Here is a 16,183-nt window from a genome sequence, read left to right as displayed (position 1 = left end):
TTGACAATGGCGTTGAGGCGCACCACGAAGAGCAAGCTGTACCGGTACACCGTCTATGCGGTGCTGATCGCGATCGTCGTCTGGGCGGCGGTCAGCACCGACTGGGCGAAGATCGGGCCGCTGTTCTTCAACCCCGAGATCGCGGCGAAGATGTTCCCCGGGATCATCACGACCGCACTCGTCAACACGCTGTGGTTCACCGCTGTCGCGTTCGTCGCCGGGCTCCTGCTGGGGGTCGTGCTCGCACTGCTGAAGCTGTCGAGCATCGGGCCGTTCCGATGGATCGCCACGGCCTGGATCGAGCTGTTCCGCGGGCTTCCCGCGATCCTCACGATCTTCGGTGTGGCCTTCATCCTGCCGATCGCACTGGGCATCTCGGGGCGTGACCTCGGCGGCCCGGTCGTGCTCGGTCTCGTCGGCCTCATCCTCGTGGCGTCGGCGTACATGGCCGAGACGATCCGCGCCGGCATCCAGGCGGTCCCGAAGGGGCAGACCGAGGCTGCGCGCTCGCTCGGCATGTCTCCCATGAAGACCACGTTCTGGATCATCGTGCCGCAGGGATTCCGCATCATCATCCCGCCGCTCACGAATGAGTTCGTGCTGCTGCTGAAGGACACGTCGCTGCTCTTCGTCGCGGGAACGTTCATCTGGTCGAAGGAGCTCACCAACTTCGCCCGTGACGCCGCGACGCAGAACACGAACGCGACGCCGCTGATCATGGCGGCGATCCTGTACCTGATCGTGACGATCCCCCTCACGCGCTTCAGCGCGTACCTGGAACGACGGATGGCGAAGCAGCGATGATCACCGATCTGATTGATGTCCACGCTCCGGCGATCGACCTGCAGGGGCTCGTGAAGAGCTTCGGCGACAACGAGGTGCTCAAGGGCATCGACCTCACCGTCACCGCGGGCGAGGTGGTCTGCATCATCGGACCCTCCGGCTCCGGCAAGTCGACGCTTCTGCGCTCGGTGAACCTGCTCGAAGAGCCGACAGGCGGCAAGGTGCTGATCGAGGGGATCGACATCACCGACCCCGACGTCGACATCGACCGGGTGCGCACGCGCATCGGCATGGTGTTCCAGAGCTTCAACCTGTTCCCGCACCTCGATGTGATGGGCAACCTCATGGTCGCGCAGCAGCGCGTGAAGAAGCGGTCCAAGGCCGAGGCCGAGAAGATCGCGAAGGAGATGCTGGGGCGCGTCGGACTCGCCGAGAAGGCGGACGCTTTCCCCGGTCACCTGTCGGGCGGCCAGCAGCAGCGCGTCGCGATCGCCCGCGCGTTGTGCATGAATCCCGACATGATGCTGTTCGACGAGCCGACGTCGGCTCTCGATCCCGAGCTGGTGGGCGAAGTGCTGCAGGTCATGCGCTCGCTCGCCGACGAGGGGATGACGATGCTCGTCGTCACGCACGAGATGGGCTTCGCCCGCGAGGTGGGGTCGCGCCTGATCTTCATGGACGGCGGACACATCGTCGAAGAGGGTGACCCGCGTGAGGTGCTCGCCAACCCGCAGCATCCGCGCACCCAGGACTTCCTGGCTCGCGTGCTCTGAGTTCGCGGTCGAACGGCCCTCACCATACACAGACCCCCTCCTGCGCGGTGTACAGGAGGGGGTCTGTGTGTGCGGTGCGGAGTCGCGGTCAGTCGAGTTCGACGACCGTGGCTCCCGGCGCGTTGGTCTTCACCGACTCGACGCCGTTCTTCGCGGCGGACCGCGTGGTGTAGCTCTCGCTCGACGCGATGACCTCGCCGTTGCCGGCCTTCAGTCGGAACCGATGACCACCGGCACTGTCGGTGTACAGCTCGAACTTGCCTGCCATGAGGTGTCCTTTCTCGACGGTGAGGAGGGAACGAGGCCCTCGAGCATCACGGTATCTCGGAGTACCGGCCAGCGATAGGGCTCGCTCAGCCCCGTGGATGCACCGCGACCGGCTCGGGGGCGACCGCGATCCGCACGCGATCGCCGAACGCGGGGTGGATGCCGGGGGCGTGCTGCAGCCGCACCAGCTCACCCGACTCGGTGCGCACGAGCGTGCGGCGCATGCTGCCGAGGAACGTGCTCTCCTGCACGAGCGCGTCCGTCGCGGCATCCGCCTCGGACGCGAAGTGCACGTTCTCGGGCCGAAGGAACACATCGACGGGACCGTCGGCCGGCGAACGCAGGGGCAGCCGCTGTCCCCACACCACGACGTGATCTCCCTCGGCGACGCCGGAGACGACGCTGGAGAGACCGACGAACGCGGCCACTCCCGCTGTCGACGGTGACGTGTACAGCTGCTCGGGGGTGCCGATCTGCTCGATGGTGCCCGCGTTCATCACCGCGATCCGATCCGACACCGCCAGCGCCTCCTCCTGGTCGTGGGTGACGAAGACGGTGGTGATGCCGAGGCGCAGCTGGATCCGACGGATCTCGTCGCGCAGCTGCACGCGCACCTTCGCGTCGAGGGCGGACAGCGGCTCGTCGAGAAGCAGCACCTTGGGCTCCGTCACCAGCGCGCGGGCGAGCGCCACGCGCTGCTGCTGCCCGCCGGAGAGCTGGTGCGGGAAACGATCGGCGAAGTCGGCGAGTCCGACGAGGGCGAGGGCATCGAGCGCGCGCGCAGCGGCATCCGCTCTGCCGACACCGCGGCGGCGGAGCCCGAAGGCCGTGTTCTCGACCACTCGCAGATGCGGGAAGAGCGAGTACGACTGGAAGACCATGCCGATGTCGCGCTTGTTGGTGGGTACGCGGGACACGTCGCTTCCGCCGAGGAGCACAGCGCCGCCGTCGAGGCCCTCGAGCCCGGCCAGCACGCGCAGGAGGGTCGTCTTTCCGCACCCGGACGGGCCGAGCAGCGACACGAACTCGCCCGGCGCGATGTCGAGGTCGACGCCGTGCAGCACGGTGGTGCCGGAGTAGCTCTTCACGATGCCCTGCAGCTGCACGCGAGTGCCCTCGCCGGCCTCGGCGAGCAGCATGTTGTCGGCGGTCTCGGGAAGGGTCATGACTGGGCCTTTCGGGTGCCGCGAGCGACGCGGCCGATGAGGAGCAGGAGCAGGAAGACGAACAGCAGAGCCAGCAGCGTGAAGATCGCGGGAGCGTAGGGATCCTGCTTCTGCACGACGACCATGGCGGTCTGGAACACCTGGCGGTTCAGCAGCGAGGCGATCGTGAACTCGCCGAGCACGACCGCGATCGAGATCAGCGAGGCAGCCAGCAGCCCCTGACGCAGATTCGGTGCGAGGACCTTCAGCACCACGGTCGGCCAGCTCGCGCCCAGGGAACGTGCGGCCTCGGCGAGCGTGCGCAGATCGGCGGCGTCTATCGACGCCTGGATCGAGCGATAGGCGAACGGGAGAACGGTGATGCCGTAGGCGAAGGCGAGCGTCCAGGTGCCGGTGCCGAGGGAGCGGCCGATCTGGAGGTAGATGGGCGCGAGCCCGACCACGAGCACGATCGCGGGGATCGAGATCGGCAGCAGCACCACGAACTCGAAGGCGGGGCGGAGCCTGCCGAAGCGCAGATTGACCAGGATCATGGTCGGCGCGAGCAGCAGGAGAACGATCGCCACCGTGACGAGGGCGAGGACGAGCGAGTTGCCCAGACCCATCCAGATCGGCCGGATCGCCGCGGATCTCGCCGGATCGAACACCGCAGCCCAGCGTTCGAGGCCGAGGCTGCCGTCGGTCTGGCGCAGCGTGTAGAGAAAGGTCGAGATCAGCGGGATCGCGAAGAAGGCTCCGACGAGGATGCCGATGATCCAGCGGGTCACGGGGGAGGGAGCGAGGCGGTTCACGACTGCCACCTCGCTGCGCGGCGCTGGATGAGTGAGTAGAGGGCCATGACGACTCCGACGATGATGATCATGCCGAGCGCGAGAGCCCCGGCGAGGTTCTCTCGACCCAGCACGGTCTCACTCGTCAGCGCCGCGCGGATCTGCAACGGCACAATCTGCGAACCCTGGCTGGCGAGGGCGGCGGCGGTCGCGTACGACGAGAACGCGTTGGCGAACAGCAGCAGCAGACTGGCCAGGAACGACGGGGCGAGCACCGGGGCGCCGATGCGCAGCCAGAAGCTGGAGCGGGTGCCGCCCAGCGTGAGGTTCGCCTCTGCCCACTGCGGCTTGAGCGCGGCGAGGGCGGGCATGAACGTGATCACCATGAGCGGGATCTGGAAGTAGATGTACGGCAGGATCAGGCCGGGCAGCTCGTAGAGCCAGGTGCCGTTCGCGAAGATGTCGATGCCGAACGTGTCCTGCAGGAACAGCTTCAGCACGCCCTGGATGCCGATCGTGGCGATGAAGGCGAACGCGAGCATGACGCCGCCGAACTGGGCGAGCACACCCGCGACGGCATCCACCGTCGAGCGGACGACGCCCTCGGGGTTCATGCCGAGGAGGGCATAGCAGACGAGGGCCCCGACGATCGCGCCGACCACGGCGGTCAGCAGCGACAGCCCGGCGGAGTTCGCGAAGGTGGTGAGCACGACGGGATCGATGAGAGCCGACACGTTGCTGACGGTGAAGGCGCCGTCCTTCGTGAAGAACCCCGAGCCGATGGCCAGGACGGTCGGCACGGCGAGGAACAGCAGCACATACGCGGCGAAGGGCACGAGCCCCAACCAGGCGGCGGACGGCCCCGAGCGCAGGGCCCGCGCGGTCGACGCGGGCCCTGCGCTGTGAGCGGTGGGGGTGACGGGGGCGGATGCCGCGGCATCCGCCCCCGTCGTGGTGGCCGTGGTCACTGGACGGCCGCTGCCCACTTCTCGCCGAGCAGCGTGCCGGCGTTCGTCGACTGCTCCTCGGTCGGCACGACCGTCTCGCTCGGGACCTTGGGCAGGGCCGCGGCCAGGTCGGCGTCGATCGTGCCGGCCTCGGTCATGGCCTCCATGCGCGCGGGACGGGCGCCGCCCTTGAGCCACAGGTTCTGCACCTCGTCGCTGTAGAGGAACTCCTGCCACAGGCGTGCGGCTGCCGGGTTCGGGGCATCCTTGTTGATCGCCTGGTTGTAGTAGCCCGCGTATCCGGTGCCGTCGAGGACGACGACCTTCCAGTTCTTGTTGTCGGCCGCGTGCGCGGCGTTCAGGTAATCCCAGTCGAAGACGACCGGCGTCTCGCCGCTCGCGACGGTCGCCGTGGTGACGTCGACCTTGAGCAGGTTGCCCGCCTTCTGCAGGTCGGCGAAGAAGTCGATGCCGGGCTGGAAGTCGTCGAGCGTGCCATCGGACTGCACGGTCGCGAGACCCACAGCCGCGAACGCCGCGCCTGCCTGCGTCGGGTCGCCGTTGATGGCGACCGCACCCTTGTAGGCGGCGTCCTTCAGGTCGTCGAGGGTCTTCGGGGCGTCGAACTTCGACGAGTCGTAGCCGATCGACATGTACCCGCCGTAGTCGCCGACGAACAGGCCGGTCGGCTCCTTGAGCTCATCGGGGATTTCGTCCCACGTCTGCACCTGGTACGGCGCGAACACATCGGTGTTCTGCAGCGCGACCGTCAGGCCGAGGTCGAACACGTCGGGCGCGGTGTCCAGGCCCTCGTTCGTCTTCGCCGCCTGGATCTCCTCGGCGCTCGAGACGTCGGGCGAGGCCTCGTTGACGGTGATCTCCGGATACTTCTCGGTGAAGAGATCGATGATCTCGCCGTAGTTCGCCCAGTCCCGCGGAAGCGCGATGACGTTGAGCTGGCCCTCGGCCTTCGCGGCAGCCTCGAGGTCGGCGAACGAGCCGAAGTCGTCGACCGAGGTCGCGGCGGCGGCGTCGACGGCATCGCCCTCGCCGGCGGCGGCGGGGGTCTCTGCTCCGGTCGCGCAGGCGGTGAGGCCGAGCGCGGCGGCGGTGAACAGGGCGATGCCCGCGCCGATGCGCGCGCGGCGGTGGAAGTTGGTCATCAGGATCCTCTCGGTGCCCGGCGTTGCACGCCGGATTCGGGTTGCGAGAGGACACTATGAGCCGCGGGTTGCCGATCGGACCTGGGTCGGTGAACGACAGGTGTCCGGGTCGTGGCGGGTGGGAGCGGGGCTCAGGCGCGGGGAACCTGATATTTGAACCCGACGTGCGAACCCACGTATCCCAGTCGCTCGTAGAACCGGTGCGCATCGGTGCGGGCGGCGTCCGAGGTGAGCTGCACCATCGCCGAGCCCAGCGCCGGCGCCGCATCGTCGGAGACCCAGCGCATGACGGCGGAGCCGATGCCCGACGAGCGCAGATCGCTGCGCACGCGCACGGCCTCGACGAGCAGACGTCTCGCACCGCGTCGCGCCATGCCGGGGATCGAGGTGAGCTGCAGGGTGCCGACGACTGCTCCGTCGAGCTCGACCACGAGCAGATCGTTCGACGGGTCGGCGAGGATCTCCTCGAGAGCCGATGCATAGGCGGGGCGGTCCTCGACGGATGCGACGTCGCCGCGCGACGCGCTGATCGGGTCGTCCGAGAGCAGGGCGATCACCGCATTCGCGTCGTCGACGACGGCTCTGCGCAGGGTCGCGGCGCCCGCTCGGGAATCGATGGGGAAGGGCAGGGCGAGAGCGTCGAGCATGCTCTCAGTCTGACATCCTGGACCGATGGACATCGGCAGTGTGCTCGGGCTCGAGCAGCTCACCTGGGGCACGCTGATCCTCGTGATCGTCGCGGCATTCGCCGCGGGGTGGATCGACGCGGTCGTGGGTGGCGGCGGGTTGCTGCAGCTGCCCGCGCTGCTGCTGATCCCCGGCATGTCGCCGATCCAGGCGCTCGCCACCAACAAGCTCGCCTCCGTCTTCGGCACCGCCACCAGCAGCGTGACGTACTACCGGCGGGCGAAGCCCGACATCCGCACCGCTCTGCCGATGGCGGTGATCGCCCTCGTCGGCTCGTTCGGGGGAGCGGCCGTCGCCACCGTGCTGCCCGCTGCGGCCTTCAAGCCGATCATCGTCGTCGCGCTGCTCGCCGTCGCGCTGTTCACGGCCTTCCGGCCGCAGATGGGGGCCGCCACGATGCTGCGCTTCAGCGGCCACAGGCACCACATCATGGCCGGGCTGTCGGGGCTCGTGATCGGCTTCTACGACGGCCTCATCGGTCCGGGCACCGGGACGTTCCTGGTGATCTCGCTTGTGGCGCTGCTCGGCTACGACTTTCTGCAGGCGAGCGCCAAGGCGAAGATCGTGAACCTCGCCACGAACGCCGGCGCCCTGCTGCTGTTCATCCCGCACGGTGCGGTGCTGTGGCTGCTCGGCGGCATCCTCGCCGTCGCGAACGTCGCGGGCAGCTACCTCGGATCCCGCATGGCGATCTCGAAGGGAGCGCGGTTCATCCGCATCGTCTTCCTCGCCGTCGTCGTCGTGCTCATCGCGAAGCTCGGCGTCGACGTGTGGAACGAGAACATCGCTCCCGCTCTCGCTGCCCTCCGTTGACGTCGCGTGCCGTGGCGCGGCGGCGCACAGCGAAGAGGCCCCCTCCCGCCTGAGCGGAAGAGGGCCTCATGGTGCGAGGGTCAGGCCTCGTCGTCCTCGGGCTCGTAGTCGACGCCGGCCTCGGCGCGCTGCTCGGGCGTGATCGGAGCCGGCGCGGAGGTCAGCGGGTCGAAGCCGTTGCCGGACTTCGGGAAGGCGATGACGTCGCGGATCGACTCGGTCTTCGTCAGGTGCTGCAGCACGCGGTCCATGCCGAGCGCGATCCCGCCGTGCGGGGGAGCGCCGAACTTGAACGCGTCGAGCAGGAAGCCGAACTGCTCCTGCGCGACCTCGTCGCTGATGCCCATGACCTCGAACACGCGCTTCTGCACGTCTTCGCGGTGGATGCGGATCGATCCGCCGCCGAGCTCGGAGCCGTTGCAGACGATGTCGTACGCGTAGGCGAGAGCGGACCCGGGGTCGGTGTCGAACGTGTCCTGGAACTCCGGCTTGGGGCCGGTGAACGCGTGGTGCACGGCGGTCCAGGCTCCGGCGCCGACGGCGACGTCTCCGGATGCGACGGCGTCGGCTGCCGGCTCGAACATCGGCGCGTCGACGACCCACGTGAAGGCGAACTCGTCGGGGCTCAGCAGGCCGAGGCGACGGCCGATCTCGACGCGTGCGGCGCCGAGGAGCGCACGGCTCTCCTTCGTCGATCCCGCCGCGAAGAAGACGCAGTCACCGGCGGAGGCGCCGACGAACTCGGCGAGTCCGGCCTGCTCGGCCTCCGACAGGTTCTTGGCGGCGGGGCCGCCGAGCGAGCCGTCCTCGTTGAAGAGCACGTAGGCGAGGCCGCGGGCTCCACGCTGCTTCGCCCAGTCCTGCCACGCGTCGAGCTGCTTGCGGGGCTGCGAGGCACCGCCGGGCATGCGCACGGCGCCCACGTACTCTGCCTGGAAGACGCGGAAGGGCGTCTCGGCGAAGTACTCGGTGGCCTCGATCAGCTCGAGTCCGAAGCGCAGGTCGGGCTTGTCGGAGCCGTACTTCGACATCGCCTCGGCGTAGGTCATGCGCGGCAGCGGGGTCTGCACCTCGACGCCGATCGTCTTCCACATCGCCTGGATGAGCGACTCCATCAGGGTGATGACGTCTTCCTGGTCGACGAAGCTCATCTCGATGTCGAGCTGCGTGAACTCCGGCTGGCGGTCGGCGCGGAAGTCCTCGTCGCGGTAGCAGCGCGCGATCTGGTAGTACTTCTCGACACCGCCGACCATGAGCAGCTGCTTGAACAGCTGCGGCGACTGCGGCAGGGCGTACCAGCTGCCCGGGTGCAGACGCGCGGGCACGACGAAGTCGCGAGCGCCCTCGGGGGTCGAGCGGGTGAGGGTCGGCGTCTCGACCTCGGTGAAGTCCTCGCCGTGCAGCACATCGCGCACGGCCTTGTAGACGTTCGAGCGCAGACGCAGAGCGGATGCCGCGGCGGGGCGACGCAGGTCGAGGTAGCGGTACTTGAGGCGCGCCTCTTCACCCACCGTCTCGGTGTCCGCCACAGCCGTGGACACCTGGAACGGCAGGGGGGCCGACTCGTTCAGAACCTCGACGTCGGTCGCGATGAGCTCGATCTCGCCGGTCGGCAGGTTCGGGTTCGCGTTGCCGTCGGGGCGGCGCGACACCTCGCCGGTGACCTTGAGCACGAACTCGTTGCGCAGCGGGTGCGCGATCTCCTCGTCGCGGATGACGACCTGGGCGATGCCCGATGCATCCCGCAGATCGATGAACGCGACTCCTCCGTGATCACGACGGCGATCGACCCAACCCGAGAGGGTGACGGTCTGACCGATATGCTCGGCTCGCAGTGAGCCTGCCGAGTGGGTGCGAAGCACGGAGGATTCCTTCTGTTCTGGGAGATGATGAACCCGCCCAGTCTACGTGGGCGGGTGCGGGGACTCGGGCGCGGGCGTCCTGCCTCCCCCTGCGGCGGCATATCGGTCAGTAGGATCGCCACGACGGAAAGGCACCCATGGACTCCAACGGAATCTCCGACCTGTACGCATCGATCTTCTCGGGAACCTCGGGGCTGATCGTCCTGGCCTTCTACATCCTGGTCGTGATCGGCCTCTGGAAGGTCTTCACGAAGGCCGGATACCCCGGCATCCTCGCGCTCATCCCCTTCGTGAACGTCATCTTCCTCGTGAAGATCGCCGGGATGTCGGGATGGCTCGCACTGCTCTACCTGATCCCGATCGTGGGGTTCATCTTCGGCATCTTCGTCGCCATCCGGATGGGCGAGCGCTTCGGCAAGGGCGGGCTGTTCTCGTTCTTCCTCCTGTTCGTCTTCCCGTACATCGGATATCTGATCCTGGGCTTCGGCGAGTCCCGCTACCGACAGGTCTGACATGGTGGCGTCGCGACTGCACCTCGTCCGCCACGGAGAGGTGCACAACCCGAAGCGCGTCCTCTATGGGCGGCTGCCCGACTACCACCTGAGCACGGCCGGTCGGACGATGGCGCAGGCGGCAGCCGACCACGTCGCCGGCCTCGGCCGGGAGGTGACGACGCTCTACGCCTCCCCGCTGGAGCGGGCGCAGGAATCCGCCGAACCGTTCGCCGCACGATTCGATCTGGTCCCCGAGATCGACATCCGTCTGATCGAGCCCACGAACGTGTTCGAGGGCACGCAGATGAAGCGCTCGCTGATGAACCCGCTCAACTGGTGGCACCTGCGTCAGCCGTCGCTGCCGAGCTGGGGTGAGCCGTACACCTCGATCGCCGAGCGCATGCTGGGTCTGATGGCCGAGGCATGGAGGTCGGTCGACGGTGGAGATCTGGTGATGGTGTCGCACCAGGCGCCGATCTGGATCACACACCTCCGGGTGGCGGGTCTGCCGTTGCAGCACGACCCGCGCACCCGGCGCTGCGCGCTCTCGAGCGTCACCTCGTTCGAGCTCGTCGGCGATGTGTGGCGTGAGGTCGCCTACGCGGAGCCCGCCGCGACCGGCGGCGCGATCGACGTCGGGGCGGTCTGACTGCGCCCTCTCGTCGGCCAGGTGGCGCAGGAGCAGGTCAGTGAGCCATGAGCGACTGGACGACGCCGATCGCCGCGATCTGACCCGCGGCAGCCGCCAGCAGCACCGAGGCCAGCGGCCCCGGCAGCGAGGCCCGGTGCGCGAGGTCTCCCGCCGCGAATATCCCTGGCAGCGAGGTGCGACCGAAGTCGTCGATCTCGATCGACCCCGACGGCAGCATCCCCAGGGCGAGGTCATCGGCGAACGGCGCGCGCTGGCGGAGTGTTCCGGATGCCACGAAGACGCCTGCCACCGTCTGCGCGCCACCGGACTCCGTCGAGATGCGTACGCCGTCGCCGTGCGCGGCGACGGAGGCCACCGGCTCCATGCTCGCCCTCGCGCCGAGTCGTTCGAGCAGCTGCGCCTCCTCTGCGGTGAAGCGCTCGTCGATCGGGTAGACCGTGATGTCCCCGACGATGCGACCGAGCAGTCCGATCAGGTGCTCGGCACGCGCGACGGGGCCGAGGATGCCGATCGGGCGGCCGGCGTGCTCGTGCCCGTCGCAGAACGGGCAGGCGAAGGCCTTCAGGCCCCACAACTGCTGCAGGCCGGGGACGGCGGGGAGTTCGTCGGCGACTCCCGTCGCGAGGATGACGCGTCGGGCCTCGACGCTGTCACCGTCGGTGAGGACGATCGTGAAGTCCCCGTCGGCGCCAGTCACGTTCTGCGCCCCGACGTCGCGGATCTCGACATCCGTGTAGGCGGCGAGTTCCGTCCTGGCGGTGGCGCGGAAGTCCGCAGGAGCTGCGCCGTCGTTCGTGATCACGTTGTGCATGTGCTGCACGGTGCCGTTGCGGTACTCGCCCGAGTCCAGCAGCAGCGTCGACCGATGCATCCGTCCGAGTGTGAGTGCCGCCTGCAGGCCGGCGGGTCCTGCGCCGATGACGATCGCGTCGTACATGTGGGTCCTTCCGGAGGGCTCGCTTGCTTTCGAGCTCAGTCTGTGACTTCATGTCAACATGAAGTCAAGCGCGCAGAATCCCTGGTCCGTCGGCGAGGTCGCCGCGCGGTTCGATCTGCCGACCAACGTGCTCAGGCATTGGGAGTCGGTCGGCCTGCTGCGGCCCGCACGCGACGCCGCGGGCCGGCGGCGGTACGGGGAAGACGAGGTCGTGCAGGTCGCCGTGATCCAGCGCAGCAAGGCTGCGGGCATGACCCTCGATCAGATCGCGGTGCTGCTCGACGACAGCGCCCGGGGTCGGCACGAGGTGCTGCAGCGGCACCTCGACGACCTGGATCGTCGGATGGAGGAGATGCGGCGCTCGCGGGAGATCACCGAGCATGCGATGAACTGCCGGGCGCACGACATCACGAGCTGTCCGCGCTTCCGCGCCGGTGTCGAAGACGTGCTGGCACGCTTCTGACAGGGGCGTGATCCCGAGTCGCGCCGGGCCCGCACGGGCGCCCGGCCCATGCATAGGAACCCCCGCGTAAACTGGGAATCGTGCCACTCGCCTCGACGGTTCCTCCGATCCGCAGCGGCCGCCCCTCCCGCATCCGGCCCGTCCGCCGGTCGGTCGGTGTCGCGCTCGCCGCGGTGCTCGCCATCGGTCTGAGCGCATGCGCTCCCGATCCCGTGAACGACTCGTTCCTCAGCGGAGACAACCCCGGATACGTGGCCGCCGACGGCGCGATCGTCGAGATCCCCGTCGCGGAACGCGGTGAGCCCGTGACAGCGTTCGGCGGCGTGACGGAAGACGGCGAGGACTTCGACAGTGCCGAGCTGGCGGGCAAGGTCACGGTCGTGAACTTCTGGTACGCCGGCTGCGCCCCGTGCCGCGTCGAAGCCGAAGACCTCGAGAACGTGTGGCAGGAGCAGGGCGGCGACGGCGTCGCCTTCCTCGGCATCAACACGCGGGATCAGGCCGACACGGCCAAGGCGTTCTCCGCCGAGTTCGGCGTGACCTACCCGAGCCTGATCGATGTCGACACCGCCGAGGCGAAGCTCGCATTCGCGGCATCCGTGCCGATCCAGGCGACGCCGACGACCCTCGTGCTCGACAAGCAGGGCAGGGTCGCCGCGCGCATCATCGGGCCCATCGACGGCACGTCGATCCTCTCGACGCTCGTCAAGGACGCGCTCGCGGAGGACTCGTGATCCTCCCGGGAGCGGCGTGAACCCCGAAGCGATCATCGGATCGGGAGCCCTGTGGCTCGCGATCCCCGTGGCGATGCTCGCGGGACTCCTGTCGTTCCTCTCGCCCTGCGTACTGCCGCTGGTGCCCGGATACCTGGGATTCCTCGGGGGAGCTGTCGCCCCCCGGCGTGCACCCGGCACGGCGAACGGTTCGCCGACCTCGGCCGTCGACGCCCCCGCGCGGGGACGCCTGGTCGTCGGCGTCCTGCTGTTCATCCTCGGTTTCAGCCTCGTCTTCGTCTCGTTGACGGCGCTCGGCGGCATCGCCAATGTGTTCCTCATCCAGTGGGGCGAGCTCATCACGCGCATCCTCGGCGGGGTCATCATCCTCATGGGGCTGGTGTTCCTCGGCCTCTTCGGCTTCGCCCAGCGCGAGGTGCGGTTCCACGTCGATTCGAAGGCGGGACTGATCGGCGCGCCGCTGCTCGGCGTCGCCCTCGGCGTCGGGTGGGCGCCCTGCATGGGTCCCACGCTGGCCGCGATCTTCGCGCTGAGCTTCAATGCGGGTGACCCGGTGCGCGCAGGCTCCCTGGGACTCGCCTACTCGCTCGGCCTCGGCATCCCGTTCCTGCTGGTCGCGCTCGGCTTCGGCTGGGCGACGAAGGCGATCGGATTCCTGCGCCGTCACATCCGCGTGGTCAACATGATCGGCGGCGCGCTGCTGATCGCCCTGGGACTGCTGATGGTCACGGGGCTCTGGACCGACATCATGTCGAGACTGACGGCGGTGATGAACAGTGTCATCCTCCCGCTCTGATCAGGACGACCGGAAGAAGACGCATCGGAAGGATGCCGTGAGCCGCACAACCGAGAGGTCGAGCGATCCGCTCCGGCCGTCCGACCATGTCGACGGCGAAGAGTCGATCACCCAACCCCGCCTCGGCCTGGTGGGCTGGCTGCGCTGGGGATGGCGTCAGCTGACCTCGATGCGCACCGCGCTGATCCTGCTCCTCGTCCTGGCCATCGCCGCCATTCCCGGCTCGATCTTCCCGCAGCGGATGGCCGACCCCAACGGTGTCACCCAGTGGGAGCGCGACAACCCCGATCTCTTCCCGATCCTCGACGGCCTGAAGCTGTTCGACGTCTACCTGTCGCCGTGGTTCTCGGCCATCTACCTACTGCTGTTCGCCTCGCTCGTGGGCTGCGTGATCCCGCGCATCAGGCACCATGCCAAGGCGCTGCAGGCCCGGCCGCCGCGCACCCCCGCCCGCCTGCAGCGGCTCGCCGACTTCCGTGCGGTCGAGCGCACCTCGACGGATGCCGCGACCGATGCCTCCGCGTCGATCGACATCGCCCTGAAGCAGCTCAGAGCTCTCGGCTACCGGGTCGAGCGCTATGACGACAAGCGCTCGTCGTCGGTCTCGGCGGAGCGCGGATACTGGCGCGAGACCGGCAACCTGCTGTTCCACCTCGCCCTGGTCGGTGTGCTCATCACGGTCGGCGTCGGCGGCGGCTTCGCCTACACCGGCCAGCGCGTGCTGGTCGAGGGCGAGACGTTCGCGAACACGCTGCTCGACTACGACTCGATGAACCGCGGTCGCTTCGTCGGCGACGGGGCGCTCGCGCCGTACTCGATGCGGCTCGACAGCTTCGACGTGACCTATCAGCCGTTCGGCGAGCCCGGATCCGGTCAGGCCGGCGACTTCTCGGCCAACGTCACTGTGCAGGAGAACGGCGAGGAGCGCACCGGCTCGGTCAAGGTCAACGAACCGCTCGGCGTCGCGGACGACAACGTCTTCCTGCTCGGCAACGGCTACGCCCCGACGGTCACGGTGCGCAACCCCGAGGGCGATGTCGTCTTCACCAACAGCACGCCGTTCCTGCCGCAGGACAACAACATGACCTCTCTCGGAGTCCTCAAGATCCCGGATGGTCTCAGCGAGCAGGTCGGCCTGGTCGGCTTCTTCTACCCGACCACCGGGGTGCTCGACACCGGGGCGTTCTTCTCGGCCTTCCCCGAACTCACGAATCCGACCCTCACGCTCGACGTATACACCGGTGATCTCGGGATCAACGAGGGCATTCCGCGCTCGGTGTACGTGCTCGACACCACGGGGATGACGAAGGTCACCGGGCGCTCGACCGACCTCGAGTCGATCGAGCTGACGCCCGGCCAGACCGCGGATCTGCCGAACGGCATGGGAACCGTGACCTTCGAGGACGAGTCGCCCGCGGGGGCGACCGATGCCTCGCAGTCGGTCAAGCGGTTCGCGTCGCTGCAGATCCACCGCGACGCCTCGGGGCCGTGGGTGCTCGGCTTCGCGCTCCTCGCGCTCGGCGGCCTGATGCTCGCTCTCTTCGTCCCGCGCCGCCGCGTCTGGGTCAAGGCGACCGCCGCCGACGGCGCGGTCTCGCTCGAGTACGCCGGACTCGCCCGCGGCGAGGACCCTACCCTCGCTCACGCGGTCGACGATCTCGTGGCAGGGCACGCCAGACTGCTGGACACAGCGGGCGTCACTGCCGCCGTGCCCGAGCCCGAGGAAGAGCCCGAGCCCGAGGAAGAGCCCGAGACCGAGCCCGAGGAAGAGCCCGGGACCGCGGAAGAGCCCGGCTCCGACGACCGGCTCGACGCCGACGCGCAGACAGACTCCGAGCGCGAGGCCGACGGCCCCGCATCCGACACGCCGAAAGTAGACTGACACCATGTTCGACCTCGAAGTGATCTCGCCGATCCTGCTCTGGACGTCGATCGCGATCTACGCGGCGGCCTTCGTGGCCTACGCCTTCGATCTCGCGCGTCGGTCCCAGCTGTCGGCCGATTCGGCGAACGTCCGCGAGTTCGAGCTCGTCGGCGCCGGGGCGCGCGGCTCGTCCGCGGCACGTGGCGCCAAGGGCACCGCGGCATCCGACTCCGCCCCGCAGCGCTTCGTGATGGCGCGCATCGGCACGTCGCTCACCGTCCTGGCGTTCATTTTTCAGCTCGCGGCGACGCTCACCCGCGGGTTCGCCGCCGGCCGTGTGCCGTGGGCCAACCTGTACGAGTTCGCGATGATGGGCACGCTGCTGATCGTCGCGGTGTTCCTCGCGGTGCTCGTGCGCGTCGATCTGCGCTTCCTCGGGACCTTCATCACGGGACTGGTCGTGGTGCTCCTCGGGCTCGCGGCGACGAACTTCTACGTCGACGTCTCGCCGCTGATGGATCCGCTCAAGAGCGTCTGGCTGGTGATCCACGTCTTCGTGGCGTCGCTGGGCACCGCGTTCTTCGCCCTCGCCTTCGCGCTCTCCGTGATTCAGCTCATGCAGTCGCGCCGTGAGCGCCTCATCTCCGAGGGCGCGGAGAAGACCGGACCGGGATTCCTGCGCACCTTCCCCGGGTCGGAGCGGCTCGAGAGCATGGCCTACCGGTTCACGATCATCGGCTTCATCCTCTGGACGTTCACGCTCATCGCCGGGTCGATCTGGGCGTACTACGCGTGGAGCCGTTTCTGGGGCTTCGACGTCAAGGAGACCTGGACCTTCGTGATCTGGGTTCTCTACGCCGGATACATCCACGCCCGTGCGACGCGCGGATGGCGCGGCAACAGGTCGGCATGGCTGGCCATCGTCGGCTTCTCGGCCGTGCTGTTCAACTTCACGATCGTCAACGTCTTCTTCAAGGGCCTGCACGCCTACTCGGGCCTCAGCTGAACGACC

At 68.4% G+C, this 16,183-nt stretch carries 18 protein-coding genes; 10 read left to right on the top strand and 8 right to left on the bottom strand.

The window, feature by feature from the left end; genetic code table 11:
• Positions 1-6: 6 nt before the first annotated feature.
• Together ASD43_RS01220 and ASD43_RS01215 are read left to right on the top strand one after the other, a co-directional pair.
• Complete coding sequence (locus tag ASD43_RS01220; RefSeq protein WP_045254737.1) at positions 7-804, top strand: amino acid ABC transporter permease; 798 nt, start codon at positions 7-9, stop codon at positions 802-804.
• A complete protein-coding gene (locus ASD43_RS01215; RefSeq protein ID WP_056412500.1) occupies positions 801-1,556 on the top strand; it encodes an amino acid ABC transporter ATP-binding protein in 756 nt (251 codons plus the stop codon). Before ASD43_RS01220 ends, ASD43_RS01215 begins: the two co-directional genes overlap by 4 nt.
• Before the next feature lie 88 nt (positions 1,557-1,644).
• Here ASD43_RS01215 and ASD43_RS01210 read toward each other — a convergent pair whose 3' ends face one another.
• The 6 genes from ASD43_RS01210 to ASD43_RS01185 form a co-directional block, all read right to left on the bottom strand.
• Positions 1,645-1,824 carry a YegP family protein gene (locus ASD43_RS01210; protein WP_056412497.1) on the bottom strand — a complete coding sequence of 60 codons (180 nt, stop codon included), beginning with the start codon at positions 1,822-1,824 and terminating at the stop codon, positions 1,645-1,647.
• 85 nt (positions 1,825-1,909) lie between these two features.
• Positions 1,910-2,989: an ABC transporter ATP-binding protein gene (locus ASD43_RS01205; protein ID WP_056412494.1), complete on the bottom strand. Its 1,080-nt coding sequence runs from the start codon at positions 2,987-2,989 to the stop codon at positions 1,910-1,912.
• Positions 2,986-3,780 carry an ABC transporter permease gene (locus ASD43_RS01200; protein WP_056412492.1) on the bottom strand — a complete coding sequence of 265 codons (795 nt, stop codon included), beginning with the start codon at positions 3,778-3,780 and terminating at the stop codon, positions 2,986-2,988. The genes ASD43_RS01205 and ASD43_RS01200 overlap by 4 nt, the downstream gene beginning before the upstream one ends.
• Positions 3,777-4,727: an ABC transporter permease gene (locus ASD43_RS01195; RefSeq protein WP_082539411.1), complete on the bottom strand. Its 951-nt coding sequence runs from the start codon at positions 4,725-4,727 to the stop codon at positions 3,777-3,779. The genes ASD43_RS01200 and ASD43_RS01195 overlap by 4 nt, the downstream gene beginning before the upstream one ends.
• The gene (locus ASD43_RS01190; RefSeq protein WP_056412490.1) at positions 4,724-5,869 is read right to left on the bottom strand and encodes an ABC transporter substrate-binding protein; all 1,146 of its coding nucleotides are present in this window, start codon (positions 5,867-5,869) and stop codon (positions 4,724-4,726) included. The genes ASD43_RS01195 and ASD43_RS01190 overlap by 4 nt, the downstream gene beginning before the upstream one ends.
• Positions 5,870-6,000: 131 nt before the next feature.
• Positions 6,001-6,516: a GNAT family N-acetyltransferase gene (locus tag ASD43_RS01185; RefSeq protein WP_056412487.1), complete on the bottom strand. Its 516-nt coding sequence runs from the start codon at positions 6,514-6,516 to the stop codon at positions 6,001-6,003.
• Between the two features lie 25 nt (positions 6,517-6,541).
• On the opposite strand from ASD43_RS01185, the gene ASD43_RS01180 reads away from it, so the two are divergent.
• On the top strand, positions 6,542-7,369 hold the full coding sequence (locus ASD43_RS01180) for a sulfite exporter TauE/SafE family protein (protein ID WP_056412485.1): 828 nt from the start codon (positions 6,542-6,544) through the stop codon (positions 7,367-7,369).
• A gap of 80 nt (positions 7,370-7,449) precedes the next feature.
• Here ASD43_RS01180 and aspS read toward each other — a convergent pair whose 3' ends face one another.
• Positions 7,450-9,231 (bottom strand): aspartate--tRNA ligase, encoded by a 1,782-nt coding sequence (aspS, locus tag ASD43_RS01175; RefSeq protein ID WP_056412483.1) that lies wholly within the window; start codon positions 9,229-9,231, stop codon positions 7,450-7,452.
• A 137-nt stretch (positions 9,232-9,368) separates the two neighbouring features.
• Between aspS and ASD43_RS01170 the strand changes: the two genes are divergently transcribed.
• Positions 9,369-9,743 carry a DUF5684 domain-containing protein gene (locus ASD43_RS01170; RefSeq protein ID WP_056412479.1) on the top strand — a complete coding sequence of 125 codons (375 nt, stop codon included), beginning with the start codon at positions 9,369-9,371 and terminating at the stop codon, positions 9,741-9,743.
• A 1-nt stretch (position 9,744) separates the two neighbouring features.
• A complete protein-coding gene (locus ASD43_RS01165; protein WP_056412476.1) occupies positions 9,745-10,374 on the top strand; it encodes a histidine phosphatase family protein in 630 nt (209 codons plus the stop codon).
• Positions 10,375-10,411: 37 nt separating this feature from the next.
• On the opposite strand, the gene ASD43_RS01160 is transcribed toward ASD43_RS01165, so the two are convergent.
• The gene (locus tag ASD43_RS01160) at positions 10,412-11,314 is read right to left on the bottom strand and encodes an NAD(P)/FAD-dependent oxidoreductase (RefSeq protein WP_056412472.1); all 903 of its coding nucleotides are present in this window, start codon (positions 11,312-11,314) and stop codon (positions 10,412-10,414) included.
• Between the two features lie 58 nt (positions 11,315-11,372).
• Between ASD43_RS01160 and ASD43_RS01155 the strand changes: the two genes are divergently transcribed.
• The 5 genes from ASD43_RS01155 (at position 11,373) to ccsB (ending at position 16,177) form a co-directional block, all read left to right on the top strand.
• Positions 11,373-11,777 (top strand): MerR family transcriptional regulator, encoded by a 405-nt coding sequence (locus ASD43_RS01155; RefSeq protein WP_056412469.1) that lies wholly within the window; start codon positions 11,373-11,375, stop codon positions 11,775-11,777.
• An 80-nt stretch (positions 11,778-11,857) separates the two neighbouring features.
• A complete protein-coding gene (locus ASD43_RS01150; RefSeq protein ID WP_082539158.1) occupies positions 11,858-12,511 on the top strand; it encodes a TlpA family protein disulfide reductase in 654 nt (217 codons plus the stop codon).
• 16 nt (positions 12,512-12,527) lie between these two features.
• Entirely contained in the window at positions 12,528-13,307 is a 780-nt protein-coding gene (locus ASD43_RS01145) for a cytochrome c biogenesis CcdA family protein (protein ID WP_056412466.1), read from the top strand.
• Positions 13,308-13,344: 37 nt separating this feature from the next.
• A complete protein-coding gene (resB, locus tag ASD43_RS01140) occupies positions 13,345-15,189 on the top strand; it encodes a cytochrome c biogenesis protein ResB (protein WP_235563987.1) in 1,845 nt (614 codons plus the stop codon).
• A gap of 4 nt (positions 15,190-15,193) precedes the next feature.
• Positions 15,194-16,177 carry a c-type cytochrome biogenesis protein CcsB gene (gene ccsB, locus ASD43_RS01135; protein WP_056412463.1) on the top strand — a complete coding sequence of 328 codons (984 nt, stop codon included), beginning with the start codon at positions 15,194-15,196 and terminating at the stop codon, positions 16,175-16,177.
• Positions 16,178-16,183 lie beyond the last annotated feature (6 nt).

The organism is Microbacterium sp. Root553, from assembly GCF_001426995.1.
Lineage (GTDB): Bacteria > Actinomycetota > Actinomycetes > Actinomycetales > Microbacteriaceae > Microbacterium.
This window is presented reverse-complemented; position numbering and strand designations above follow the sequence as displayed.